Annotated in this window: 18 protein-coding genes; 8 read left to right on the forward strand and 10 right to left on the reverse strand. The window is 72.1% G+C overall.

Annotated elements, in window-relative coordinates:
• Positions 1–130: 130 nt before the first annotated feature.
• The gene (locus I6A81_RS18045; RefSeq protein WP_203010244.1) at positions 131–3940 is read left to right on the forward strand and encodes an indolepyruvate ferredoxin oxidoreductase family protein; all 3810 of its coding nucleotides are present in this window, start codon (positions 131–133) and stop codon (positions 3938–3940) included.
• Here the strand turns inward: I6A81_RS18045 and I6A81_RS18050 are convergent.
• Positions 3836–7771, reverse strand: a complete 3936-nt coding sequence (locus I6A81_RS18050; RefSeq protein ID WP_203000148.1) for a DUF6531 domain-containing protein — start codon at positions 7769–7771, stop codon at positions 3836–3838. The two genes, I6A81_RS18045 and I6A81_RS18050, sit on opposite strands and share 105 nt — an antisense overlap.
• A 485-nt stretch (positions 7772–8256) precedes the next feature.
• Positions 8257–8658, reverse strand: a complete 402-nt coding sequence (locus I6A81_RS18055; protein ID WP_203000146.1) for a MerR family transcriptional regulator — start codon at positions 8656–8658, stop codon at positions 8257–8259.
• 59 nt (positions 8659–8717) lie between these two features.
• On the opposite strand from I6A81_RS18055, the gene I6A81_RS18060 reads away from it, so the two are divergent.
• A complete protein-coding gene (locus I6A81_RS18060; RefSeq protein ID WP_203000144.1) occupies positions 8718–9611 on the forward strand; it encodes an NAD(P)-dependent oxidoreductase in 894 nt (297 codons plus the stop codon).
• Between the two features lie 96 nt (positions 9612–9707).
• Here the strand turns inward: I6A81_RS18060 and I6A81_RS18065 are convergent, their stop codons facing one another.
• On the reverse strand, positions 9708–10295 hold the full coding sequence (locus tag I6A81_RS18065; protein WP_203000142.1) for a DUF642 domain-containing protein: 588 nt from the start codon (positions 10293–10295) through the stop codon (positions 9708–9710).
• A gap of 1067 nt (positions 10296–11362) precedes the next feature.
• On the opposite strand from I6A81_RS18065, the gene I6A81_RS18070 reads away from it, so the two are divergent.
• Both I6A81_RS18070 and I6A81_RS18075 read left to right on the forward strand, forming a co-directional pair.
• Positions 11363–11845 carry an ATP-binding protein gene (locus I6A81_RS18070; RefSeq protein ID WP_203000140.1) on the forward strand — a complete coding sequence of 161 codons (483 nt, stop codon included), beginning with the start codon at positions 11363–11365 and terminating at the stop codon, positions 11843–11845.
• The gene (locus I6A81_RS18075; RefSeq protein WP_238441520.1) at positions 11814–12104 is read left to right on the forward strand and encodes an STAS domain-containing protein; all 291 of its coding nucleotides are present in this window, start codon (positions 11814–11816) and stop codon (positions 12102–12104) included. The genes I6A81_RS18070 and I6A81_RS18075 overlap by 32 nt, the downstream gene beginning before the upstream one ends.
• A 221-nt stretch (positions 12105–12325) precedes the next feature.
• Here I6A81_RS18075 and I6A81_RS18080 read toward each other — a convergent pair whose 3' ends face one another.
• Complete coding sequence (locus I6A81_RS18080) at positions 12326–13252, reverse strand: TauD/TfdA dioxygenase family protein (protein WP_203000136.1); 927 nt, start codon at positions 13250–13252, stop codon at positions 12326–12328.
• Between the two features lie 800 nt (positions 13253–14052).
• Here I6A81_RS18080 and I6A81_RS18085 point away from each other — a divergent pair.
• The 4 genes from I6A81_RS18085 (at position 14053) to I6A81_RS18100 (ending at position 18299) form a co-directional block, all read left to right on the forward strand.
• A complete protein-coding gene (locus tag I6A81_RS18085; protein ID WP_307874734.1) occupies positions 14053–14661 on the forward strand; it encodes an HD domain-containing protein in 609 nt (202 codons plus the stop codon).
• Between the two features lie 173 nt (positions 14662–14834).
• Entirely contained in the window at positions 14835–15902 is a 1068-nt protein-coding gene (locus I6A81_RS18090; protein ID WP_307874735.1) for a GlxA family transcriptional regulator, read from the forward strand.
• Between the two features lie 136 nt (positions 15903–16038).
• Positions 16039–16641, forward strand: a complete 603-nt coding sequence (locus I6A81_RS18095; protein WP_203000130.1) for an HD domain-containing protein — start codon at positions 16039–16041, stop codon at positions 16639–16641.
• 155 nt (positions 16642–16796) lie between these two features.
• On the forward strand, positions 16797–18299 hold the full coding sequence (locus I6A81_RS18100; RefSeq protein WP_203000129.1) for a serine/threonine-protein kinase: 1503 nt from the start codon (positions 16797–16799) through the stop codon (positions 18297–18299).
• Positions 18300–18337: 38 nt separating this feature from the next.
• Here I6A81_RS18100 and I6A81_RS18105 read toward each other — a convergent pair whose 3' ends face one another.
• From I6A81_RS18105 to I6A81_RS18130, 6 genes are read right to left on the reverse strand one after another with little or no spacing between them, the layout of a single operon-like run.
• Complete coding sequence (locus I6A81_RS18105) at positions 18338–18853, reverse strand: nuclear transport factor 2 family protein (RefSeq protein ID WP_203000128.1); 516 nt, start codon at positions 18851–18853, stop codon at positions 18338–18340.
• Between the two features lie 2 nt (positions 18854–18855).
• Positions 18856–19425 (reverse strand): nuclear transport factor 2 family protein, encoded by a 570-nt coding sequence (locus I6A81_RS18110; protein ID WP_203000127.1) that lies wholly within the window; start codon positions 19423–19425, stop codon positions 18856–18858.
• The gene (locus I6A81_RS18115; RefSeq protein WP_238428305.1) at positions 19422–21128 is read right to left on the reverse strand and encodes a dipeptide ABC transporter ATP-binding protein; all 1707 of its coding nucleotides are present in this window, start codon (positions 21126–21128) and stop codon (positions 19422–19424) included. The genes I6A81_RS18110 and I6A81_RS18115 overlap by 4 nt, the downstream gene beginning before the upstream one ends.
• A 26-nt stretch (positions 21129–21154) precedes the next feature.
• Positions 21155–22078 (reverse strand): ABC transporter permease, encoded by a 924-nt coding sequence (locus tag I6A81_RS18120; protein WP_203000126.1) that lies wholly within the window; start codon positions 22076–22078, stop codon positions 21155–21157.
• Positions 22075–23124 carry an ABC transporter permease gene (locus I6A81_RS18125; RefSeq protein ID WP_203000125.1) on the reverse strand — a complete coding sequence of 350 codons (1050 nt, stop codon included), beginning with the start codon at positions 23122–23124 and terminating at the stop codon, positions 22075–22077. The genes I6A81_RS18120 and I6A81_RS18125 overlap by 4 nt, the downstream gene beginning before the upstream one ends.
• Entirely contained in the window at positions 23112–24728 is a 1617-nt protein-coding gene (locus tag I6A81_RS18130; RefSeq protein ID WP_307874736.1) for an ABC transporter substrate-binding protein, read from the reverse strand. Before I6A81_RS18130 ends, I6A81_RS18125 begins: the two co-directional genes overlap by 13 nt.
• Positions 24729–25055 lie beyond the last annotated feature (327 nt).

Raw genomic sequence — 25055 nt, forward strand, 5'->3', positions numbered from 1 at the left:
GACCGGCGGGAGTCATCCGCGAAGCGCGCCCGCCGGCACGCTCACCGCCCCGCTCTCGTCCGCGGGCGAGGCCGGGTGCGCGTCGGGCCGGCCCGGTGCCGGACCGCCGGCGGCGGCTTCGGCCGGGCCGGTGCTCACCGGCGTCGGCGCGCTGGTGCACGCCATCGCCCGCAACCGTCGGCGCGACCTCGCCGCCGGGCACCGGACCGGCGCGTTCGTCTCGGGCTATCCGGGCAGCCCGCTCGCGGGACTCGACCTGGAGCTCTCCAGGCACGCCGAGCCGCTCGCGCGGCTCGGCGTCGTGCACCGGCCCGGTGTCAACGAGGAGCTCGCCGCGACCGCCGTCGCCGGCAGCCAGCTCGCCGCGGGCCTGCCGGGCGCGCGGGTCGACGGCGTGACCGGCTGGTGGTACGGCAAGGCACCCGGTCTGGACCGCGCGGTCGACGCGCTGCGGCACGGTAACGTCGCCGGCACCGGCCCGCTCGGTGGCGTCGTGCTGCTCGTCGGGGACGACCCCGAGGCCAAGTCGTCGACGTTGCCCAGCGCGTCCGAGGGGACGCTGCGCGACCTGCTGGTCCCGGTGTTCTATCCGGGCTCGGCGGCCGAGATCGGCCCGTTGGCCGACCACGCGGTCGCGCTGTCGCGGGCGAGCGGCCTGTGGGCCGCGTTGAAGATCGTCGCTTCGGTCGCGGACGGTTCGGTGACGGTCGCGGCCCGCCGCGCGGGCCCGCGGACCGACGGCGGGCTCAGTGCCACGGACGGCGGGCTCGGGTCAGCGGACGGCGGGCTCGGCGTCGATCCGGTGATACCGGTCGTGGAGCACCGCGGCCGGCCGTACACGCACCGGCCGACCGGCCGGCTCCTCCCCCCGGCCACGCTGGACCTGGAGGAGGCGCTGCACACGGTCCGGCTCGAGATCGCCCGCCGCTACGGCCGGGAGAACGGGCTGAACCGGGTGGTGGTCCGCGGCCCGGCCGACCGGCTCGGAGTCGTCGTGCCCGGCCGGCTGTACCGCGACCTTCGCCAGGGCCTCGCCGACGAGGGCGTCACCGACGACATGCTGCGCGCCGCCGGCGTCCGGCTGCTGCACCTGGCGCTGCTCTGGCCGCTCGACCCGGCGCTGTCGCGGGAGTTCGGGCGCGGGCTCGACGAGGTGCTGGTGCTGGAGGAGAAGCAGGCATTCGTCGAGCCGGGTGTCCGGGATGCCCTCTACGGCCTGCCGGACGCGCCGCGGGTCGTCGGCCGCCACGACGAGCACGGCCACCCGCTGGTCCCGGCGCACGGGGTGCTCACCGCGGCGCGGCTGGCCGAGCTGGTGCGGGCGCGGTGTGCCGGCCGGCTGCCACGGCCGCGGACCACGCTCACCGTCCTGCCGACGCGGGCCCGCCCAGTGCCCGTCGGGTCGGGCTCCGCCGCGACACGGGCCGCGACCCCGGCCGGTATGCCGGCCCGCACGCCCGCGTACTGCTCCGGCTGCCCGCACAACCTGTCCACGCAGGTTCCGGACCCCACCACGCTGGTCGGCGCCGGGATCGGCTGCCACGCGATGGTCACCTGGGCTGACCCGGACCGGTTCGGCCAGGTCGTAGGGATCACCCAGATGGGCGGGGAGGGCGCGCAGTGGGTCGGCGCCGAGCCGTTCGTCGAACCGGCCGCGACCCGGCAGGGGTTCGTCCAGAACCTCGGTGACGGCACCTACTTCCACTCGGGTCAGCTCGCGGTACGCCAGGCCGTGGCGGCGGGCGCCACCCTCACCTTCAAGATCCTCTACAACGGCGCGGTGGCGATGACCGGCGGGCAGGACCCGACCGGGCGCGTCGGCGTGCCGGAGCTGACCCGGATGCTGGAGCTGGAAGGCGTCACCCGCACGATCGTCACCACCGAGGACCCGCGCCGCTACCGGCGCGCGCGGCTGGCCGGCAACGCCCAGGTCTGGCACCGCGACCGGCTCGCCGAGGCGCAGCGCGCGCTTGGCGCGCGGACCGGCGTGACGGTACTCGTGCACGACCAGCGGTGCGCGGCCGAGACGCGGCGCGACCGCGCCCGGGGCGTGGCGGCCGCGCCCACCGAGATCGTTGTGATCAACGAACGGGTCTGCGAGGGATGCGGCGACTGCGCGGCCGTCTCCAACTGTCTGTCGCTGCATCCGGTCGACACCGAGCTCGGCCCGCGCACCCGGATCGACCAGTCGTCCTGCAACCTGGACCGGTCCTGCGTCCGCGGCGACTGCCCGTCGTTCGTCACCGTCCCCGCGCCGCGCGGGGTCACGCCCGGCCAGTCGGGCGCCGGGCCGGCCGACGCCGTGAGCGGCGCCGGGTCCCCGCGGTGGGCGGCCGCGCTCCCGCCGCCGCACTGCCCGCCGGCGGTTCCACCGGCGCCGGACGGGCCGGGTGGTGGCTTCGCCGTCCGCATGGTCGGTGTCGGCGGCACCGGCGTCGTGACCGTGAACCACATCCTGCTGGCGGCGGCCGCCCGAGACGGCCTGCACGCCGCCGCGCTGGACCAGACAGGGCTCGCGCAGAAGGGCGGGCCGGTGGTGTCGGAGCTGCGGATCGGGACGGCCCCGCCGGACGGCAACCGGGTCGGCCCCGCCGGCTGCGACGTCCTGCTGGCGTTCGACCCGCTCGGGGCGACCAGCCCCCCGACGCTCGCGGCGCTCGACCCGCGCCGCTCGTCGGTGGTCGCGGCGAGCACCGCCGCTCCGACCATCCAGATGGTCACCGACGCGCGGCTGCGCGCGCCGGACCCGACCACGCTGCGCGCCGTGCTCGCCGAGCGGACCTCGCCTGGCCGGGTGAACGTGATCGACGCGCGCCGCATCGCCACCGAGCTGGTCGGCGACCCGATGGGCGCGAACCTGGTCCTGCTCGGCGCCGCGTGGCAGACCGGGCTGCTCCCGCTCAGCCTCGAGGCGCTGCTCGCGGCCATCACCGGCGGGAACACCGGCGCGGCGGGCAGGGCTGGCGGACGGGGGGCCCGCGACCTGGCCGCGTTCGGCTGGGGACGGGCGGCCGTGGCCCACCCCGAGGTGGTCGCGGGCCGCCTCGCCCAGACGCCGGCGCGGTTCCGGCTGCCGGCGGCCGCGCGCGGCCGCGACCTCGTCGACGGCGCGTTCCCGGCCGACGGCCCCGCCCGCGCCGCGGCGGACCGCGCCGGCCTGCTGGACCTCGTCGCCGCCCGGGCGGCCGACCTGCGCGACTACCAGAACCGCCGCTACGCGCTCGACTACGTGGCGTTCGTCGCCACCGTCGCCGCGGCCGAGGTGGACCGGCTCGCGGGCTCGACCCGGCTGGCCGAGGCGGTCGCCCGCGGGCTGCACAGGTTGCTCGCCTACAAGGACGAGTACGAGGTGGCCCGTCTGCACCTGCGGTTCCACGCCGACGTGCGTGCGGCCGCGGCGGCCGCCGGAACCGACCACGCGGACATCCGCGACGGCGCGGTCGCGGCGCCGGCAGGCCCGCGCGGCCCGCGGTGGCCGTGGGGACTGGGCGGCCTGCGTTGGCATCTGCGCCCGCCGTTGCTGCGGGCGCTCGGCGTCAACCGGAAGATCCGCGTCGGGGGTCCGCTCGGCGTCCTCGCGCTACGTTCGCTCGTCGGGCTGCGCCGGCTGCGCGGCACACCGTTCGATCCGTTCGGGTACACCGCGCTGCGCCGGACCGAACGCGCGCTGATCGCCGAGTACCGCGCGGCCGTGCTCGCGACACTGCCCGGGCTCACCGCCGCGACCGCGGAAACCGCGCTGGCGGTGGCCGGCGCGGCGGAGCTGGTCCGCGGCTACGAGCGCGTCAAGCTGGCCAGCGTGGACGCCTTCCGCGCCGCGCTCGGCGGTCCGTCGTCAGGCCACGGCCATGCCGACGTCGACGGCGGTCAGGGCCGCGTCCATCGTGGGGCCGCCGGCCAGGCTGAGGATCGCGAGACCGCATCCGGCCGCGTTGGCTGACGGGCCCACGCATTCCTGGTAGATCGAGTACGCGTCGCCGATCGGTCCGAGGTACCTGGCCACCGGACTGCTTCTGATCTTGTCGGCTATCCAGCGCGCACCGTTCGAGATCACCTGGACGCCCTTTTTCACCGCCCTGACGAACGCGCTGCCGGCGGCTCTCAGCTTCGACCACGTGTGTTTGCGCGTCGCCCCGGGCGAACGCGCGTTCGGGTTGTCCGTCGATGGACCGCCGGCGAACTGGGCCACGGCCCCGATGACCTCGCCGGCCGAGTCGAAGTCAACGAGGTCCGTGAGCTCGCCGGCCGCGCCGGTGAAGGCGGCCAGACCGGGCAGGTCGGTGCCGGAGCTGAGCACGTTGACCGCGAGGACCGTCGCGCGCACCACCGTGGCGGCGAGCCACTCGGGAAACTGGCCGGACGGGTCGACCCGGTTGAGCGGGTCGCCACCGGCGAAGCCGTAGGGTGTCCCGGTCGTGGCCAGCTCCGGGTCCGGGGTGAAGAAGGCGGCCGTGTCCAGGTCGTAGAAGCGCGCGCGCAGGTACTGGCAGTTGCAGGCGTGGTCGGTGTACTGGCCGTTGAACTGGAGGAGGGAGCCGGCACCTCTGACCTCGCTGAAGTCGACGTGGCCGTAGGGGCTGTAGGTGTAGGACGCCGTCCATTCCCCCGAGGGGTCGGTGACGAGGCGGACGCTGCGCTGCGGGTCGGTGATCAGATAGGTCGGGCTGTCGCCGCTTACCTGCTCGAACGGCTCGCCTCCCGGCCCGTACAGGTAGGAGACGACGCCGTCGCCGATCAGCAGCGGGTTCTTGCCGGAGACGTCCCAGGTGAAGGGGACGGTGTCCCGGCCGTGCTGGGTCCTGCCGACGAGAAGGCCGTCGCCGTCGTAGGTGTAGTGGACCCGGCAGTCCTCGCCGTCGTCGTCGCAGTCGTAGCCGGTGAGCCGGTCCTCCTGGTCGTAGCCGAGCTGGACGCCCTGGCCGTCCGACCGGACCGTCCGGGTCCGCGCGCCCGAGCCGTTGTACGCGAACGAGTTCACTGGCTTCTTGCCAGGACGGGTCTGGCCCGTGATTCGCCCCTGTGGGTCGATCGCGATCTGTGTTCCGTCCGGGAACCGGGTGATGCCGCCGGTTCCGTGGTAGGCGTATGTGCCGCCGCATTCCTCGGGCTGGCAGTTTATCGACGCGAGCTGGCCGGAGGGCTGGTAGTCGAACGTGTCGTTCCACCCCTCGGGCACACCGGGGCCGACGATCGTCGTCTGCGTGATCTGACCGATCTCGTTCCGCTGGTACGTGAACGTTGCCATGGGTTCGTCGTCGTTGTCTCCGCCGGTTTTGTGGACCACGACCTCGTTCTGGGTGTACGTGACGCGGACGCCGTTCGGGTAGGTGATCTCGGAGAGCAGACCGTCGGGCGCGTAGGCGAACCTCGTACGGTTCGCCTTCCAGTCGGTCACCTCGACCACGCGGCGGTCGTCGTAGAGGCTGTAGTCGTAAAGGACCCGCCTGTTGCCCGGATAGATGATCTCGACGCGGCGCCCGGCCTCGTCGTACCTGTAGCCGACGTCCTCGCCGCCTCGGAGCTCGGGCAGTTCGTCCAGCTTGCAGTGATGCTTCTCGGCGTCGGAGGCGCGGTCCCCGTGGACGACCGCCAGGACCCTGCCCGCGCAGTCGTAGTAGTACCCGGTGACCTTCTCGCCGACCTTCATGGTCCCGCGATGCCCGTCGGACGTGTACTCGAAATGAACGGAGGTCCTGTCCACCGAGTAGGAGATGCCCACCAGCTGGTTCGCGTCGTCGTACCGGTACTCCGTCGCCTCTTCGGGCCCGCCGTCCCCGGAGTGGACGAGTTTGACGAGGTTCCCGGCCAGGTCGTACTCGTAGCGGGTCCTGCCCCGCAGGATGTCGGAGATCTGCCTGATCCGGCCGCGGGTGTCGTAGGCGTACTCCGTGGCGTTTCCGGCCGCGTCGGTCACCGTGCGCGGGGTGTCGTCGTCGTTGTAGGTGACGACGACACCCTGAATGGCGGGGGTGGCACCATCCCGGGATCTCTGGGTGTCCAGGGTACGGCCGGCGAAGTCCTTCCGCGTCTTCGTGATGTAGCCGGCGGCGTCCGTCACGGTCGTCGCGGAGGAGCCGGTGTCCGCCTTCTCAGGGTCGGTCTGGAAGGTGTCATACGTGACCGCCGTCGTCGCGTCACCGCTGGTCACGCTGGCCAGGCGCCCATGGTCGTCATAGCTGTACCTGGTCGGGTTCTTCGCCTCCTCGCAGACGGCATCGGGGGCTTCGGCCTCCACCATCACCTGACAGGTCAGCTCGCCGCTGCGGCCATAGCCGCTGAGAGTCTTCTGCCAGGTTCCCTGGACGCTGCCCACGAGGTCGCCGGTCACCGGGTCGTAGGTGAAGCTGGTCCGCGCCCGCCCCGGCTCGGCGATCGACGTGACCTGGTCCAGATGATCGGGACTCACGTCGTAGCCGGTCGCGCGGTCCTCGGCGTCGACGCTCGTCGCCAGGCCGCCGTCGTCATAGACGAGGAACGAGGTCACTCCGCTTGGCAGCGTGACGCTCTCCGGCCTTCCGTCCTCGGTGTACGTGTAGGTCGTCGTCCTGCCCAGCGGGTCGGTGAGCGTGGCGATGTTGCCGGCGTCGTCGTACTCGTACGTCGTCGTCTTGCCTCGTTGGTCGACGACGGCGGTCGGCAGGCCGACGTCACCGACCAGCGGGTAGGAGTAGCGGATGGTGCCGCGCTCCCCGCCGGCGCCCTCGGCAAGCTCGGTGAGCCTCGCCTGGCCATCGAACACATAGCTCGTCACATGCCCTGCGGGATCCGTCATGGTCGTCGCACCGCCGGCATTCGGCGTGGCCACGCCGGACGATGGTGATGACGACGATGGTCGTGGTGACATCGTGGCGTTCGCCGTCGCTGTGACGCTCGGCGTGGCCCGCGTGGCCGAAACACTCGGCGCGGTCGCCGTCGCCGACCCGCCCGGCGGGGTCGTGAACGGCGTCCCCACGTACGTGAACCTGGTCGGCTCCTTTCGAGCGAGTTCCCTGACGGACTCGACGCGGCCGTCAGGGTAGTACTCGATGCTGGTCTTCGTTCCGGGCTGCTTGATCTCCTCCTCGAGCAGATGATGCTCGTCATACCGGAAATCCCAGATCACGGTGTCCGGCTCCGTGACACGATCAAGCTCGCCGTCGTCGGTGTAGACAAAAGTCGCGGTCCGCTGCTTCGGCACCCCGACCTCCTCGATCACCTCCTCGATATGACGACCCGCCGCGTCATACCGGAAGACCAGCTTCCGGTAGCTGCCCGGGCGCCCGACGGTGAGCGCCGGGTAGCCGTCCTTCACTCCCCGAACCACGTCAGTCCGCTCCCCGGACAAGGTCTTCGTCCACTGGAGCTGGCCGTTGGCGTCGAAACCAAAGCTCCCCCCACCCCCGCGCCGGGTGAGGACATGGGTGTCACCCTCCCTCCTGAGCGACGCGAGCACCCTGGGCGGCGCCTCGTACTCACCGTCCGCGCCCACCGTGAAGGTGACCGTCGAACCGTTCTCCTGGTAGATGACGACCGTGCCGTCGCCGGAGTGCTCCAGTTTCATTCCGTAGTTGAAGCTCCAGCCGAGGCCGAAGCCGACGTCCTTGCCGGCGTTCACCGAGCTGTATGTGCGCACCAGCTCCAGCGGGCCGCCCGGCGCGGGCAGCGAGAAGTCCGTGAACTGCGCCCAGAACGCGCCGGACGCGCAGTTGACCGGCCCGGCGAGCGCGCACTCCGGCTGCCGCTCGCTGGGGTTCGGGGCCCCACCCTGCTCGGTGAGGGTCGGCGGCTGCATCGTCCGCGCGGCGTCGCTCGCCGGCTCGGACCCAGACCGATTCAAGGCCGGAAGGCCGAGTAAGACAAAGAGGAGCACGCCCACAAGCGTGACGATCCCGGCGCCGCCTAACGCGCGCTTCCTACGACCGCTCATGGCTTGACCCCCCGCGCCCGCAGTCAGCGCGAAGCGTACACCGCATACCGGACCGTGCCGACATCGTGGATGAGGAAGTCACCCCAGCCGTGCACTCGTTTCACGATCTCGGTGGAGCACCGACACTAGAGATCACCAACGGGACCCGCGCCTTCGCGCACAGGTCCAGCCGCCGCGCGCCGACGCCGGAGCTTTTCGCCGAGTCCGCGGTGGGCCGCCCCGGATATGATGATCTACGCGACCGGCCTGGTCTGGGGCGAGGCCGCGGCCGGCGGCCGGCGGCGGCCTCGCCGTCATCCGCGCTTGCCAGGCAGGAGAATGGACGTCACGGCCCGAGGTGACAGGTTTTCCTACCTGCCGAGCGGCGAGAGGGCTTCGCAGTTGTCGCCCGGCGCGCCCGTTCGCCGTACGGCGGAGATCATGGCATCGAGCGCGTTGCGGGCGGCCAGCAGGTCGTCGATGGCGGCGCTTATGCGGTCACGGTCCTCGACCAGAACCGGTGCCAGTTCCTCGCAGGCGGGCACCAGCACTCCCCCGTCCTCGATCATGCAGGGCAGCACTTCGCTGATCGTGACGGTGTTGAGGCCCGCGGCGAGAAGCATTCGGATCTTGAGGACCGTACGGACGTCGGTCTCCTGGTACTCGCGGTACCCGCTCTGCCGTCGCGCCGGCCGGAGAAGACCCTGCTCCCCGTAGTAACGAAGCATCCGCTCGCTCGTCCCGGTCCGCCGGGCGAGTTCTCCTATCCTCATGTGTCCGGCACCACCGTTCATTGACTCTCACATCGATGTCAGAGTTTAGCTTGACCGGCATGACCACTCGGAACTCGACCCACGGCGATCGGCCGCGCGTGACCATTCTCGGCCTCGGCCGGATGGGGACCGCGCTGAACAGGGCGCTTCTTGCCGCCCACTACCAGACGACGGTGTGGAACCGGACCCCGTCGAAGGTCGACGGCCCGGTGGCCCTGGGCGCCGAACGCGCGGAAACCCCCGGCGCCGCGATCACGGCGAGCCCGATGACCGTCGTCTGTGTCGCGGACTACGCGGGGGTTCAGGAGGTACTGGCCGCGGGAGGCACCACGTTGCGGGGACGTACCCTGGTCAACCTCACCACCGGCACGCCGCGGGACGCCCGGGACATGGCGGCCTGGGTCGCCGGACGCGGCGCGGACTACCTGGACGGGGCGATGATGGCCGTTCCCCAGTCCGTCGCCACCCCCAGCGCGTTCTTTCTCTACAGCGGCTCCCAGGACGCGTTCGACCGCCACCGGCGCGCGCTGGACGCCCTGGCGACCAGCCACTATCTCGGCCACGACCCCGCCGCGGCGGAGCTGTGGGACCTCGCCCTGCTCGACAGCGGGTACGCGGCCCTCGCGGGCTTTCTTCACGGCCTCGCCCTGCTCGACACCGCGGCTGTCCCGCCGTCCCGTTTCGTGCCTCTGGTCGCCCAGTGGCTGCGCGGTATGACCGAGTACATGTCCGAGCTGGCGGGGGAAATCGAGTCCGGCGACTATTCAGCCGGTGCCTCGCCGGTCGGCATGAACCGGGCCGCGGTCATGAGCCTGATCCGCGTCAGCGAGGATCTCGGTATCGACGCCGCGCTGCTCGGCCCGCTCGGAACCCTGCTCGAGCGCGGTGTCGCGCAGGGGCGTGGCGACCAGAGCTTCGCGAGCCTGTTCGAACTCCTGCGGCGCGTCCACTGAGCCCGCGGGAGGATTCCCGCCCGTGCGCGGCCGGCCGGACACCCCCATCCGGCCGGCCGGTAGTGCGGCCGGTGTGAGCCGTACCGTCAGCGGGGTTCAGGCGACTTCCTGGTCCTCGCAGCTGGTCACGCAGAACCTGACGTTGTCGATGACAGGTCCCCACGGCCCCTGCGAGAAGCTCCTGAAGATCACCTCGGAGTCAGCGTCGTCCGCGAGCCAGCGAAGGGACTCGGTGCGGTACCCCATCTCGCTCCCGGAGTGCCCCGTGGTGTCGAAGGAATACAGCTCGTACCCGCCGTCGACAAAAACTCCGAGCCGCTTCTCCGCCAGCCCGCCTTCCGGGTTTCCGGCTAGCGAGAACCGCAGCTCGTACCACTCGTTCGGAACGACCTCGAATTTCTGGCTGATGCCTCCCGGCCCACTTCCGTTGAGGTCGACCGACTGGGCGCCGTCCGCGGCCTGCCAGTAGTCCTGACCCACCACGTCGACCGTGCCGGGGTAGACCTCCCAGCCCTCCAGGTACTGTCCGCCGCCGAACTCCTGAACGGGAGTGCCGATGGCCGGCTCCTCGAAGCCACTGGTGGTCACGCCCGTCACCACCGCCTGCGCTGGCAGCGCGTCGACCCCCAGGACCATCAGCGCCGCGACCGCGGCCGTCACCGCCGCCGCCAGCGGCCTCCTCATCGGCCGTCGAGTATTCCGACCTGAACCCACGTTGACGTGATCAGCTTTCGGGAAAGCGCCCGAGATGGACATATCGCTACTACCTCCCTCGTGATGGACTGTTGCGATCGAAATGCACAGCTCCTGATCGGAACTGACCGACAGGAGCGATCCCCGACTCAGGGGCATTTGGCCAGGAACACTCGGTCACTGTCGGCGCCGATGCTAATGTGATGCGCGGTCCTTACCTCGCCTTCGGCCTCCCGTGACCGTGGTAGGGCGGTTTCATCGCCTACCGGACTATCAGTGGTCTCGAACCTGCGTGGCCGTACTCGGGCATGCCTGCGCGCGGGGCTTTCATGGCGTTCGCTGCCGGTGCTCGTTCGCGCTCCGACCCCGCCCGTCCGCGCCGTTTCCGCGGGTTTTTACCGGGAGGTTTATCGTGGTTTTGACAACCATTCCTGGCCGCCCCGGCGACCCGGCGCCCGCGCGAGTGCCGCTTCAGGCAACGTCGGCCCCATCGACGATCCTTGGCAGTCGTTGATCCTGGGCGTGCTGGTTCCGCCCGCGGAGCAGAACCCGCGGGCCCGCACGACTGTGAGGTTGCGTCGGGCGACGCCATGGTTGGCCTCGGCGGCGGAACATGATCGGAAGATGGCTCTCTGCCGTCTTCGCCCGCCGGTCGGCTCAGGCCGAGACCCGACGAAGCCCACAAAACACCTACTCGGAGCACATCGACGCCGCGGGTGCGGGCGATGCCGCCCATGGGCCATGCGAGATCAAAATCCGGCTTCGGCGATCCGACGCGGCATCGTGCGCGGCAATCCCGAACGAGAAGATCGCCCCCGGCATCCGGCGAGTTTGGACTACCTCCACACGGCAACAGATAGGAACAGCGAAACTACAGAATGTAGCGATGGATGGACAGGTGGAGTGGGGGCATCCCCAGCCGGTGCACGGCCCGCGTGGGGCCCACTATGACGAGGGGGGTCTCAGGCGATGGCGCCCCTGAAGGAGGACGCGCGGGTAACCGCGCCGCGGCGCCTTCAAAGGACTCGATCCCCCTGAGCGGGACCGCCGCGCGACCGATGGAACTGCGGTCCGTCCTGGCGAGTATCGACATCGCCGAGCGGTCGGCCTACCGGCTGGCCGGGGAATCCGGCCTGGGCTCCGATGACGCCGACTGGCTGGGGCTGGCGGTGCGAGAGGCCGTGGCCAACGCGGTGATCCACGGCAACCGTCTCGACCCGAACCTGCCCGTGCGCCTGCTCCTCGAACGAGACGCCCACCGGATCAGAGTGACCATCGGCGACCAGGGTCCGGGGTTCACCCCGGAGGTGGCCGCCGACCGGGAGGTGAACCTCACGCCGTCGGGCCGGGGGCTGGTCCTCATCGCCCATTGCGTCGACGTCATGGATGTCATCCGCCGTACCCATCCGCCGGGATGCGACGTCGTCCTGGTGAAACACCTACCGGAAGGACAACCTGATACCCATGAAGATCACCCGTCGCCAGCAGAACGGCGTCACCATCCTCGACATGGCCGGCAAGATCACCATTGGTGTGGGTGATGTCGCGCTCCGCGAAGCCGTCCGCGAGGAGATGGACAACGGCACCCGCAACCTCCTGCTCAACTGCGCCAGTGTCACCACCGTCGACAGCTCCGGCGTCGGGGAACTCGTCCACTCGTACACGACCACCACCAACCGCGGCGGCCAGGTCAAACTGCTGAACCTGCCGCCCAAGGTCCACGACATCCTCACGTTCACCCAGCTGATCACCGTCTTCGACGTCTACGACGATGAGAAGGAAGCCGTCGGCAGTTTCTGAGCCCGGGTTGGCTGGACGGTCGTGTCCCAGGACACGACCGTCCACCCACACACCCTCGCCAGCAGAAGACCCGGCCCGGCCGTCGCTCGTCAAAGACCCACCGGCCGTCCCTCGTCAAAGACCCATAGGCGCCGGCCCTCCGCTCGGCGTGCCCGCCCTCGCGACCTACGCTGCCGCGTGGGCTGGGTCCGACGCCCCGGATGGCCGCGTGCTCGGAGGCTTCAGCGGGGTTCGTCGCCTCGCAGCGTGACGCGCTGGATCACGCGGTGCGCGTCGCCGAAGTCGCCGACGACGGCGTGCTGGGTCGCGCGGTTGTCCCAGAAGCCGATGGTCCCCGCCTTCCAGTGATAGCGCACCGTGAACTCCGGGCGCACCGAGTGCTGGTAGAGGAACGCGAGCAGCGCGTCGCTCTCGGCGCGCTTCAGCTCCTTGATGTGGGAGGTGAAGCCCGGGTTCACGAACAGCGACCGCTTTCCGGTCTCCGGGTGCGTGCGCACGACCGGGTGCTCGACCGGTTCGAGCTTGGTGAAGGTCTTGCCCTCCCAGCGGCCTTCACCGACCAGGTCGAGAACGATCTTGAACTGGTCCTCGCCGTCGTGCACGGCGGTCAGCGTGCTCAGAAACTCCTGAAGCGCCGGGCTGAGGTCGTCGAAGGCGGCCTTCTGGCTGGAGAACAGCGTGTCGCCCCCGGCGCGGGGCACCTCGACCGCGCGGAGGATCGAGCCGAGCGGCGGGCGCTTCACGAAGGTGACGTCGGTGTGCCAGTGCAGCCCGCGCGACACGTCGCCGACCTTGCCGTACGCCGCCGCCAGTTCCCTGGCCTGGGTGTAGTCGATCTGGAACACCTCGGGCTGGTCGGCCAGACCCGGGATGACCGGGTGACCCTCGGTCGGCTCGCCGAAGCGACGGGCGAAGGCGAGGTGCTCCCGCGGCGTCAGATCCTGGCCCGGGAAGAAGACCACCTTGTAGTGAAGCCAGGCCGCGCGGATCGCCGCGATCTCGCCGTCGTCGAGGGTGCGCAGGTCGAGGCCGAGGATCTCGGCACCCAGGTTGCCAGAGAGCGGAATGACCTCGAACGGCACATCGGGCGCCGCCGACTCGGTCGGAGCGGCGCCGGCGGCGGCTTCTGGCTCGGCGGTGACGGTCATGAGCAGGTCTCCTCGCGAGGTAGGTCGGCGGTGTGGTGGTCGTGGTGGCCGGTCCGACTGTGGGCGCCTGGCCGGTCTCGGTGACGCCGGAGATCGCCACGGGCCCTGGATCTTCGCGATGCGCCGCTGTCGCTCGCCACACCGGTCACGGTCAGCGCGGCGACGACGAAGGCGCGAGCAGCGCGACAAGCGAGGCGTGAACGCACGGAAATCCATTTCCAGGCGGCATGACAGGCACCGACCACGACGGGCTGGGCGTGGGGGTACGGCAAGGCAGGCACGCGGAAGCGGGCGCGGCCGGGTGGCTCGCGGCCAGATGCCCAGAGCTCAGGGTCTGCGGACGCGCCCGGTCGTCAGTTCGAACACAGAGCGCTACAGATGCGCTTGAAGTCGACGCAACGGCGCGAGGTCAGCCCTCCGTTGCAGCCGATCGTCGACACGATCCCAATAGTCGACCAACCCGATTGGATTTGTCAACTGCCAATGATCGGCGAATGTGCATGCGGATCGGCGCCCGGGCGACTCCAGCAAGATCTGCCGGAGGACCTTGACACCCGGCGACGGTGTAACCGAGTTCTGCTGGCTAGGTTCGAACCGACGTGGCGGGGGCTCTCCGAGCCGATCGACAAAGGGCCGCCGCCCCAGGCAGAGACCATCCGACGATCACCGCGGCTGTAGTATCGGACGACGGAGACGGGAGCGCTGTGGCCGGCACATCATCAGAACTGTCCGCCCCGGAACCATCCACGGCGCGCAAGCTCGGCAACTCTGCCCTCTCTCCGACCGGCGCCCCTGGCCCGGTGCCTCCCCCACCGGATGTCACCGACCCACGGCTCAGTCGCCAGATCGCGTTCCTGATCGAGATCGACCAACTCAAGTCGGTGCTGCGCCGCAGCAACCTCGTGAATCTCTCCCGCCGAGAGAACGACGCCGAGCACTCCTGGCACCTGGCGATGTTCGCGGTCGTGCTGGCCGAGTACGCAGCATGCACGGTCGACGAGGCCCGGGTCCTGCGCATGCTGCTGATCCACGACCTCGTCGAGGTATACGCCGGGGACACCTTCGTCTACGACTCCGCGGCCGCCGCCGACCAGGAAGAACGCGAACGGGCCGCGGCCGAGCGCCTCTTCCCGCAGCTGCCGGACGAGCAGGCCACGGCCCTGCGCGCCCTGTGGGATGAGTTCGAGCGGCGCCAGACGCCCGAGGCGCGGTTCGCCCGAGCCCTCGACCGGGTGCAGCCGCTTCTCCTGAACTTCCACACCCAGGGCAGCACCTGGCGCCCCCACGGAGTGACCCGCGCGGACGTCCTGCGCCATCGCGAGGTCATCGAGGATGGTTCGCCCCGGCTGTGGGAGTACATCCACAGCATGCTCGACGAGGCCGTCCGCCGCGGGTACCTCGACGACTGACCCGGTTGGCGGGCGGTCGACCCACCGAGGCCGCCCAGCGACCGGGATCAGTCGGCGACAAAGGACTCCAGGAACGGCGTCATCGGCACCTGGCCGTTCGATGCCTGGCGATGGCAGATTCTGACAGAACTGTGTCATTGCCGCCATGGGACCAGTCGTCTGATGCTCGGTGGGTGACCTCCCGCCGCGCCGTCGTGATCGCCGTGTTCGACGGCGTCGAGCTGCTGGACGTGACCGGCCCCGCGTCGGTCTTCGCCACCGCGACCCGCCTGCTCGCCGCGAGCCTCGAGACGGATGTCGACACGGCCGCGACCGCGGGCGACGACGGCGATGAGGGAGGGTCAGGAACGGAGGGTCCGGGTTCGGTTGGCTACCGCGTGACGCTGGTCGGCCCGCGCGCGGGCCCGATCCGCGCCACCGCCTCGGTCCAGCTGGTCGCCGACGCCTCGTTCGCCGAGGCCACCGACCCGCCATGCGACACCGTGATCATTCCCGGTGGGCTGGAACCGAGCGCTGACGGACCGGCTCCGATCGTCGACCGGCAAGTCGTCGACTGGCTGGCCAGGACGCACCGCGACGCCCGCCGGGTCGCCTCGGTGTGCGCCGGCGCGCACATGCTGGCCACCGCCGGCCTGCTCGACGGCCGGTCCGCGACCACCCACTGGTTCACCGCGCCGCGGCTGGCCGCCGAGTTCCCCCGCGTCGCCGTCGACCCCGACCCGATCTTCATCCGGTCCGGCCGGATCTGGACGTGCGCCGGCGTCACCTCCGGGATGGACCTGGCGCTGGCGATGGTGGCCGACGACCACGGCTCGGCGCTCGCCCTCGCCGTCGCCCGCTGGATGGTCATGTACCTGCGCCGCCCTGGCGGGCAGAGCCAGTTCAGCGTCCCACTGTCCGGCCCGGGCCCGGCCCGCGACGAGCTGGAGCGGCTGCGGGTGTGGATCGTCGACAACCTCGACGCCGACCTGTCCGTGGCCGCGCTGGCCCGGCGGGCGCGGATGAGCGAGCGGCACTTCGCCCGGGTCTTCGCCGCCCAGTGCGGCGTGACACCGGCCGCCTACGTCGACGCGGCCCGGGTCGAGGCCGCCCGCCGCCTGCTGGAGGAGACCGACCAGACCCTCGACGCCGTCGCCACCCGCTGCGGCTTCGGCTCCGTGGAAACCCTGCACCGGTCGTTCCGCCGCCGGCTGACCATGACGCCCGCGCAGTACCGCCAGCGCTTCCGCCTGAGCGCCTGATCTGACCGCCGGGCCTGCCCGCGTGTCTCCCCCGGTCCGCCGAGCACGGGCAGACCGGACGAGCCGCCCTCAGCCCGGGAGCCGTCCCGTGGCGCCCGCCGACCCACCCACAGCACGGACACGAAGCGAGGTACCGATGCCCCACATCCTGGCCGTCCGCCCCGACACCGCGCTGGCCGACGCCGCCGACCGCATGCTCGTCGACTGCTCCCCACCGCACCTGGTCGGGCACTGCCACCGGACCTACCAGTTCGCCGCCGCGCTGCTCGGCCAGCAGGGCCGCGCGTTCGACGCGGAGGCGCTCTACGTCGCCTGCGCGCTGCACGACCTCGGCCTGACACCGACCTGGGACGATCCGGTGACCCCGTTCGAGGCGCGCGGCGCGCGGGTCGCCCACGACGCGCTGCTCGCCTGGCAGGCGCCCACCGAGCTGGCCGACCTGGTGCGCGACGCCATCGCGCTGCACCTCGAACTGGCCACCAGGGACGACGCGCGCGCCGGAGTCGCCGGCGTCAGCCTCGGCGCCGGGGCGGACGTGGCCGGCCTCAGCCTCGGTGACCTGCCACCCGACGTGGTGGGCGCGATCCTCGAACAGGACCCACGCGAGCCGGGCTTCAAGGACTACCTGACAGAGGTGATCCGGGCCCAGGCGGCGGCGAAGCCGACCTCACGGATCGCCCGCCACGTGGCCGACTTCAGCTTCGACACGATGATCCTGACCGCGCCGTTCGACAACTGAGGCCCGCCGTCAGGTCCCGATGTCCGCCTAGGCGCGTCGCGAGCGTTGTTTGGCTGGCGAGCAGCCGGGTATTCGCGCCCAGATCATCCTGATTTGCGCTGGTGAAGTGCGAACATGAGCGCGACGATCTGCTGTGCTGCAAGCGAGGTGGCTGGATGTCCTCGAAGAGCGGGGCCGGGAAGGCACTGCGGGCGAACGATCCGACGACCATTGGCCCCTACCGGCTGAGCGCTCGGCTCGGCAGCGGCGGCATGGGCACGGTGTACCTGGGTTCGGACCCGACGGGCCGTCAGGCGGCGGTCAAGGTGCTCCGCGACGACCACGGCGGCGACCAGCTGTCACGGCGGCGGTTCGCCCGGGAGGTGGTCGCCGTCGCCGCGATCGACAGCCCACGGGTGGCCAGGCTGCTTGACGCCGACCCGCTCGACGAGCAGCCGTGGCTGGCGACCGAATACGTGCCAGGACCGACGCTGACGACCTCGGTCCTGACGCACGGGCCGATGCCCGGCGACCGGCTACACGCCCTGGCAGCCGGCATGGCCGAGGCGCTGTGCGCGCTGCACGAGGCAGGGGTGGTGCACCGGGACCTGAAACCCAGCAACATCATGCTGGCCGACGACGGCCCGAAGGTCATCGACTTCGGCATCGTCGCCGGCCTGCCAGGAACGGCGACCGCGTCCGGCATAGTGCTGGGAAGCCTCGGCTACATCGCCCCCGAACTCCTGGTCGACGGGGACCGGCCAAGCTCCAAGGCCGACATCTTCTCCTGGGCGCTCACGTTGGTCTTCGCCTCGACCGGGCAGGCGCCCTTCGGCGACGGTTCCCTCGAGGCGCTGCTCTACCGGACCGTCAACACCGTCCCCGACCTGCGCGCCATCCCCAGAGACCTGCGCGGCCTGACCGTCGCGGCCCTGCACAGGGACCCGCGGCGTCGCCCCACCGCGAGGGAGCTCCTCACCCAACTTCAGCGACCCCGAGCAGCCCTCACCCCGGGCACGCGAACCCACGGACCGCCGCCGACCGACGCGCCGACGACGGGCACCGTCACCCGACCCGCCGCGGTCCTGGCCGGCCCCGCCATCCTCGAAGCCGCCATGCGTGACGCTCACCACCACACGGCCGCCGCCCCTCTCCCCACCGGCGCCGTCAACCCCGCGGACCCGACCGCGGCAGGGCCCGGCCGCCGGCAGGTGCCCCGACACGCGCTGGTGACCGCGGTCCAGGAGCGAAGGCGGCGCGTCCTGCTCCCGGCCGCCGGAGTGCTCACGATCGTCGCCCTCACCGCGACCGGCTGGGTCACGGCGACGCCGGAGGACTCCCCCGGGGTCGCCAGCGCGCGGCGGCCACCGCTGTCGACCTCAGGACCCCCAGCCTCGGCCCAGGCCACAGCGCTCGTCCCGGCGACGGCCGCCGCACCCGGCGCCACGGGCACCGACCTGGCAGGCGCACAGGTCGCCGAACCGGTGACGGCCCCGCCACCGGCCACGCTCGACCCACCGTCGGCCGAGCCCGGCTCAGACAAGCCGCGGCTCGCGGCACAACCTCCCGCCGCCGGCCGGCCCGAAAACACCGGGCACCCTCCGGCCCCGCAGAAGAGTCCACGCCGTCCTTCACGAGGACCCGCGCAACGGACCGGTCCGGCGGGCTCCCCCTCCTAGATCGTCCGCGCGATGCCGCCCAACGGCCCCCGGTCGAGTCAGCGTGGCACCTCCCGGCCCCGTCCGGGCGGCGTGCCGACGGCCACCAGGCCCGCGGCGGGGGTGATGAGGCGCCGGGCGATGAGCCAGCGGCCGTCGACCTTCTGGTAGTCGTCCTCGACGAGGCCGATGGTGGTCCAGTCGGCCGGCCGGGGGTGCCCCGTGGGGGTGTTGGCGGCGGCCCAGTGCCAGACCGTCGCGTAGCCGGTGAGCCGGGGGCGTCCGGCGTCCCAGTCGATGTCGGGCGGGGCGGAGGTGTGCGCGACGACGGGGCCGCCGCCGCGCGCACGCGCCGCCGCCGGCGCCCGCCCGGCGAGCATGAAGCCGACGAAGGCGTCGCGGCCGTGGAAGCGCTGGGGCGGGCCCGGCATGATCCGGTACTCGATGTCGGCGCCGGCGGTGAAGCACTCCTGCCCGAGCGCGCCGAAGTCGCCGAGGTCCGCGAGCTGGAAGAAGCGGAAGTGGGTGCGCCGGATGGCGCGTTCCGCGTCGAGGCGGTCCAGGGTGCCCGTCATCGTCACGCTCCGGGACGGTCGTGGGCCGCGGCGGGCGGCGGGGGTGAGCCGGCGGCGACGAGGCCGGCGACGGGGGTGACGCGGCGGTGCGCGATCAGCCAGCGTCCGTCGTGGAGGCGGTAGTCGTCCTCGACCAGGCCGATGGTGGTCCAGTCGGCGGGACGCAGGTCGCCGTGGTGTGCGTTGACGGTGTACCAGTGCCAGACGGTGGTGTAGGCGGACAGGCTGGGCTGGCCGTCCTCGTCCCAGTCGATGACGGCGAGTCCCGGCACGTGGGCGACCATCTGGGAGCGGGGCGCCACGACGGTGAGCAGGTGCCGGGTGAACTCGTCGTGGCCGCGCAGCCGGTGGAACGCGGGGACGTGGCAGTCGAGCGTCGCGTCGGGGGTGAGGCATCGCGCCGCGACGCGTTCGTGTTCCCGGGTGTCGACCAGCCGGAAGAAGCGGGCGAAGGTGCGCAGGATGCTCCGCTCGGCCTCGAGACGCGCGAGGCGCCGCTCGGTCGTCGCCTCGCCCGGGGGGACCGGCTCGGCCGTGGGTGTGGCGGTGCCGGTGCGCGGGGCAGCGGTCATCGGGCCTCCTCGAGGTGGGCTGGGGGTTGCTGTCGGGGCGTGCGCCGCGCGCCGGGGATGGCGTCGAGCAGCTCCTGGGTACAGGGATGGCTCGGCCGGGTGAAGACCTCGCCGGTGGGGCCGGTCTCGACGACGCGGCCCGCCCGCATGACGGCGACGCGGTGCGCGAGCTGGCTGACGACGGCGAGGTCGTGGGAGATGAACAGGTAGGCCACGCCGGTCTCGTCCTGGACCCGGGCGAGCAGGTCGAGGATCTGGGCCTGCACCGAGACGTCGAGGGCGGAGACCGGCTCGTCGAAGACGATCAGCTCGGGTTCGAGGGCGAGCGCGCGGGCGATCGCGACGCGCTGGCGTTGCCCGCCGGACAGCTCGGCCGCCCTGCGGTCCAGCGTCGCGGCGGGCAGGCCGACGCGGTCGAGCAGCTCCGCGGCGCGGGCCCGCCTGGTCGGGCGGGTGCCGACGCGGTAGGCCCGGAGCGGCTCGATGATCACCTGCGCGATGGTGTGCCTGGGGTCCAGCGACGCGTAGGGGTTCTGGTAGACGAGCTGCACATGGCGCCGCAGCGCCCGCAGCTCGCCGCCGCGGGCGGTGGTGACGTCCTGGCCGCGCAGCCTGATCCGCCCACCGCTGGGCGCGAGGAGCCGGGTGACCAGGCGGGCCGTCGTGGTCTTGCCTGAGCCGGACTCGCCGACCAGGGCGAGCGTCTCGCGGGGACCGATGGTGAAGGTGACGTCGTCGACGGCCGGGTGGGCCTCGCCCGGGAAGTGCCTGGTGAGGTGCTCCACGGCGAGCAGCGGCGCCGGGCCGGGCCCTGGCGACGTTCGCGCGGGCCTGGCGCGCGCCGGGGCCAGGCTCGGCGCGTCCTCGACGAGGCGGCGGGTGTAGGGGTGGCTCGGGTCCGCCAGCAGGTCGCGGGCCGGCCCGGTCTCCACGACGCGCCCGCCCGTCATGACGGCGATGCGGTCGGCGCGCTCGGCGGCCACCGCGAGATCGTGGGTGACCAGCAGGATCGCGATGCCGGCGGCGTCGGCCAGGCGCCCCAGGTGATCGAGGATCCGTCGCTGCACGGTGACGTCGAGGGCGCTGGTCGGCTCGTCGGCGATCAGCAGTCTCGGCTGGGCGGCCAGCGCGATGGCGATCAGGACTCGTTGGCGCAGCCCGCCGGACAGCTCATGGGGGTACTGCCTGGCTCGCCGCGCCGGGTCGGGCACCCCGGCCTGGTCGAGCAGTTCGACCGCGAGCCGCGGCAGGTCGTGGCGCGGGGCGAGCCGGTGGATGCGCAGCACCTCGGCGACCTGCGGTCCGACCCGCCGCACCGGGTTGAGCGCGACGCCGGGGTCCTGCGGCACGACGCCGATGTAGCGGCCCCGCAACGCCCGCAGCTGGCGCTCGGGCAGGGTGACAAGGTCACGGCGGCCGAACGTCACGCTTCCGCCGTCGATCCGGGCCATGCTGGGGAGCAGGCCGGCGATCGCGTGCGCGGTGGTCGTCTTGCCGGATCCGGACTCCCCGACCAGGGCAAGGGTCTCCCCCGCCGACAGGTCCAGGTCCAGGTCGTGGACGACCCGCACCGGCCCGCTCCCGGTGTGGTACGACACCGACAACGACCGGACGGCCAGGACCGGGTCCTGCCGCGCGGGGCCAGCCGCCGGTTCGGCGAGGTCGCCGGCTGGCTGAGGGTGGGCCATGTCTGGGTGGGCCATGTCTGGGTGGGTTCTGTCTGGGCTGGTCATCGTTGCCTGCTCCGGTCGCTGTCGATGGCGCGGGAGATCCGGCTCGTGGCGAGGACGAGTGCCGCGAGGACCAGGCCGGGCAGGGCGGACAGCCACCACGCGGTGGCGAGGTAGGTGCGGCCGTGGGAGATCAGGCTGCCCCACTCCGGGGCGGGCGGGGCGGCGCCGTAGCCCAGGAAGCTCAGCGCGGACACCGCCAGCACCGCGCCGCCGACGTCGAGCGCGGCCAGGGCCAGGATCGGGCCGACGGCGTGCGGCGCGACGTGGTGGATCAGCACACTGGGCCAGCGCGACCCCGACGCCCGCGCGGCCTCCACGAACACGGCCTGCCGGACCTTGAGGACCTCGGCTCGGGCGACGCGGGCGAAGCCGGCGACGCTGGCGACGCCCACCGCGACGGCGACCTTCGTGGTGCCGTAGCCCAGCGCGGTGACCACCGCCAGGGACAGCAGCACCGCGGGAATGGCCAGCAACACGTCGACCATCCGCATGAGCAGGTCCTCGACCCGGCCGCCGGCGAAGCCCGCGAGCAGGCCGATCCCGCCGCCGACGACGAAGGCGAGCGCGACGGCGATCAGGGTCGCGCGCAGCGACAGGACCGCTCCGTGCACGACGCGGGCGTACTGGTCGCGGCCGAGCTCGTCGGTGCCGAACCAGTGCCGCGCGCCGGGCGGGCGCAGGATCGCGGAGGGGTCGGCGCGCAGCGGGTCGCGCGCGGTGAACAGTCCCGGCCAGACCGCGGCGAGCAGCACCAGCGCGACGACGGCGACCGCCAGCGCCAGTCCGGGCTGGCGGGCAAGCTGGCGCGCCACCCGGCTGGCCCGGCCTCGTCGCCGCCCCCTTGCCGGCGATGGCGCCGGGTCCGCGGAGGGCTGAGGGACGGCGCGGCGGCCCGCCTCGGTGATCAGGATGTCGCTCACCGGGCCGCCCCGGGCACCGCGGCGGCGCCGGCGAGTGTGATGCGCCGGTCGAGCAGGGGGTAGACCAGGTCGATCAGCAGGTTGGTGATCACGACGACCACGGCGCTGAACACCACGACCCCCTGGACGACGGGTATGTCCTGAACCGTCACCGCGTCGGCGGTGATCCGTCCGATCCCGTCGCGGGAGAAGACGGTCTCGATGACGACCGAGCTCGCCAGCAGCTGGCCGACGAGCAGGCCGGCCACGGTGAGCGTGGACAGGCAGGCGTTCGGCAGGGCATGCCACAGCTGCAGCCGGGCTCTGCTCGCTCCCTTGCCGCGCGCGGTCTGGATGTAGGGCTCGTCCAGGGCGGTCAGCAGGCTGGTCGCCAGCACCTGCGCGATCATCGCGGCGGTCGGGACCGCCAGGGTCATGGCCGGCAGGACCAGGCCGCGGACGCCGTCGTCGCCGAACGCGGGAAAGATCCGTGCCCGGAAGGACAGCAGCTCGACGAGCATCAGCCCGACCCAGAACGACGGCAGCGAGACGCCGAGTGACGGCAGGGACAGCAGCACCTGCCGCGGCCAGCGCCGGCGGGTGTAGGTGGCCGCCAGCGCCAGCGCGCCACCGCCGACCAGCGCGAGCGCCAGGGCCGACGCGGCCAGCGCGAGCGTGGGCGGCAGCGCCGTGGTGATCATCGACGTCACGGGCCGGCCGAGGGCGACCGAGTCGCCGAGGTCGCCCCGCGCCGCCCTGGCCAGGTAGTCGACGTACTGGGCCAGAACTGGCTGGTCGAAGCCGTACTGCTCGCGTAGCTGGGCGAGCCGGACCTCCGAGACCGGCTGCAGTTGCAGTCCCGCGCCGGCCATCGCCGCGACCGGGTCGCCGGGCAGCAGCTCCATGACCAGGAACGAGAGGGTGTAGGCCGCCCAGACGACACCGGCGGCGCGCAGGACCCGGCCCGCCGCGTACCGGCGGGTGAGCCCGCCGGCCCGGACGGTCCGGACGGCACCGGCGGTCCCGCCGGTGCCGGTGGGCGACGCCGGAGCGGTCAGCTCTTCCATGTGTCGTGCAGGCTGATGTCCCCGGGCGCCTGGAACCGCGGCCCGTGCACGTCCTTCGCGACGCCCAGGATGATCTGGTTGTCGACGATGGGCAGGACGTAGGCGTTCTCCACGATCAGCTGCTGGGCCCGCCCGACCAGCGCGGCGCGCTGGACCTCGTCGACCGTCGCCGCCTGCTGGTCGAGAACCTCGTCCAGCTCGGTCACCGGGATGCGATAGGTGTTGACCAGCTTCGTGGAGTACAGGGTCCGCAGCGCGTCAGGGTCGGAACTGCGGTAGTTGCCGCCCCAGAACAGGTCGAAGTCGCCGCTCTTCAGCAGCTGCGCGAACTGGGAGACCTGCAGCTCCTTGAGGACCAGCTCCACGCCGACGTCCTTCAGCTGTTGCTGGATCAGTTCCAGGGCCGGCAGGTAGGCGGCCGCGTTGGTGAACCAGACCGTGGTCAGCCGCAACGGCACGCCGTCCTTGGTCCGGATGCCGCCCGGGCCGCTCGTCCAGCCGGCCTGGTCCAGCAGCTGCCTCGCCCTGGCCGGGTCGTGGCTCATGGCCGAGCCCAGGTCCTCGAACCCCGCGGTGCTCGCCGTCAGCACGCTCGTCGCGGCCCGGGTCCCGGCCGGGAAGACGGTGGAGACGACCTGCGGCCGGTCGATCGCGACCAGCAGCGCCTGGCGGACGGCCTTGTCCGGCACCCGGGCGCTGTTGACGCCGAGGTTGAAGCCGACTCCGGGACTCGTGTAGGAGGCCAGGTCCGCCACCTCGTCCTGGATCGCCGCCTGATCCGCCCTGCCCACCCCGTTGATCACGTCCAGCTGCCCCGAGACCAGGCTGCCGGTCCGCACACCCGCCTCCGGCACGACACTGAACACGATCTTGTCCAGGTACGCCGCGCCGGGCCTGGCCCACAGCGGCGAGCCCCACGCGTACTCGGCCCGGCGCGTCAACGTGGTCGCCTTGTTCTGCTCGTACGACGACAGCACGAACGGGCCCGTCCCGATCACCCCGTCCCGGCAGCGCCGCGCCGGGGTCTTCCTCGCCGTCGCAGCCGACACCAGCCCGAGGGTGGAGGTGGACGCCGCCCGCAGGAACGGCACGGCGGGCTGCGCGAACTCCACCTTCGCGGTGAGCTCGTCGACCACGGTGGTGCCCACGTAGCCGCTCAGGTACGACTCGGCCTGGACCGCCAACGCCCCCAGCTTCGGAACGGCGTCGAAGTTGTCCTTGACGACCTGCGCGTTCAGCGGCGTTCCGTCGCTGAACGTCACGCCGGGCCGCAGGCGGAACGTGAACGCCTTCCCGTCCGCGCTGATCGTCCAGCTCTCGGCCAGCCACGGCACGATCTTGCCGGTCTTCGCGTCCTGGTCGACCAGCGAGTCGACCACCTGACGCAGCGCGGCCGTGTCGGCGCTGCCCGCCTGCTGCGGGTCGGCGCACCCGGAGTCCGTGGCGACGGCGAACGTCAGCGTCCCGCCAGCCACCGGTGTCGTCCCTCCGGACGCCGCGGAATCGCTCGCGCCGGCGTCCGAGCAGGCAGTCACCAGCGCCGCCCCCATGACCGCGACGACCACGGCACCCATCCGTCGCCGAAACCAGACCGACCGATCCACCTATGCTCTCCTTCAAGTGCAGTAGTTTGCACTACGAGTGCAACGGTGGCCGAGGCTAGGGCAGGCGGGAGAAACTTGTCAATCTCGATCGAGAAAGTTGTTAATTGCCAGCGTTGACCGACTCCGAACGATCATGATCGGCGTCGCCGCGAACCTCGCCGGTGGGCTGGTGCCGGTGAAGCGTCCGCGGTAACGCGGTCCCTGGCTCGCGTGACAGCGGACAGGTCCGAAGGCCGCCCCGCCGGGTCGGGCGGCCGGTTGCTTTGGTCGCTTGTGTCGTGTCCCCGGACTTGTCCGCCAGAACGCGGTCCCTGACTCGCGTTCTTG

Source organism: Frankia nepalensis (assembly GCF_016786325.1).
In the GTDB taxonomy this organism is placed as follows: domain Bacteria; phylum Actinomycetota; class Actinomycetes; order Frankiales; family Frankiaceae; genus Pseudofrankia; species Pseudofrankia nepalensis.

Excerpts from the sequence above, each read along its gene's own strand:
- I6A81_RS18100 (WP_203000129.1), top strand. The coding sequence starts at position 16,797 with ATGTCCTCGAAGAGCGGGGCCGGGAAGGCACTGCGGGCGAACGATCCG.
- I6A81_RS18075 (WP_238441520.1), top strand. The coding sequence starts at position 11,814 with ATGGCCGGCAAGATCACCATTGGTGTGGGTGATGTCGCGCTCCGCGAA.
- I6A81_RS18080 (WP_203000136.1), bottom strand. The coding sequence starts at position 13,252 with ATGACCGTCACCGCCGAGCCAGAAGCCGCCGCCGGCGCCGCTCCGACC.
- I6A81_RS18105 (WP_203000128.1), bottom strand. The coding sequence starts at position 18,853 with ATGACGGGCACCCTGGACCGCCTCGACGCGGAACGCGCCATCCGGCGC.
- I6A81_RS18115 (WP_238428305.1), bottom strand. The coding sequence starts at position 21,128 with ATGGCCCACCCAGACATGGCCCACCCTCAGCCAGCCGGCGACCTCGCC.
- I6A81_RS18055 (WP_203000146.1), bottom strand. The coding sequence starts at position 8,658 with ATGAGGATAGGAGAACTCGCCCGGCGGACCGGGACGAGCGAGCGGATG.
- I6A81_RS18060 (WP_203000144.1), top strand. The coding sequence starts at position 8,718 with ATGACCACTCGGAACTCGACCCACGGCGATCGGCCGCGCGTGACCATT.
- I6A81_RS18095 (WP_203000130.1), top strand. The coding sequence starts at position 16,039 with ATGCCCCACATCCTGGCCGTCCGCCCCGACACCGCGCTGGCCGACGCC.
- I6A81_RS18110 (WP_203000127.1), bottom strand. The coding sequence starts at position 19,425 with ATGACCGCTGCCCCGCGCACCGGCACCGCCACACCCACGGCCGAGCCG.
- I6A81_RS18065 (WP_203000142.1), bottom strand. The coding sequence starts at position 10,295 with ATGAGGAGGCCGCTGGCGGCGGCGGTGACGGCCGCGGTCGCGGCGCTG.
- I6A81_RS18050 (WP_203000148.1), bottom strand. The coding sequence starts at position 7,771 with ATGCAGCCGCCGACCCTCACCGAGCAGGGTGGGGCCCCGAACCCCAGC.
- I6A81_RS18070 (WP_203000140.1), top strand. The coding sequence starts at position 11,363 with ATGGAACTGCGGTCCGTCCTGGCGAGTATCGACATCGCCGAGCGGTCG.
- I6A81_RS18125 (WP_203000125.1), bottom strand. The coding sequence starts at position 23,124 with ATGGAAGAGCTGACCGCTCCGGCGTCGCCCACCGGCACCGGCGGGACC.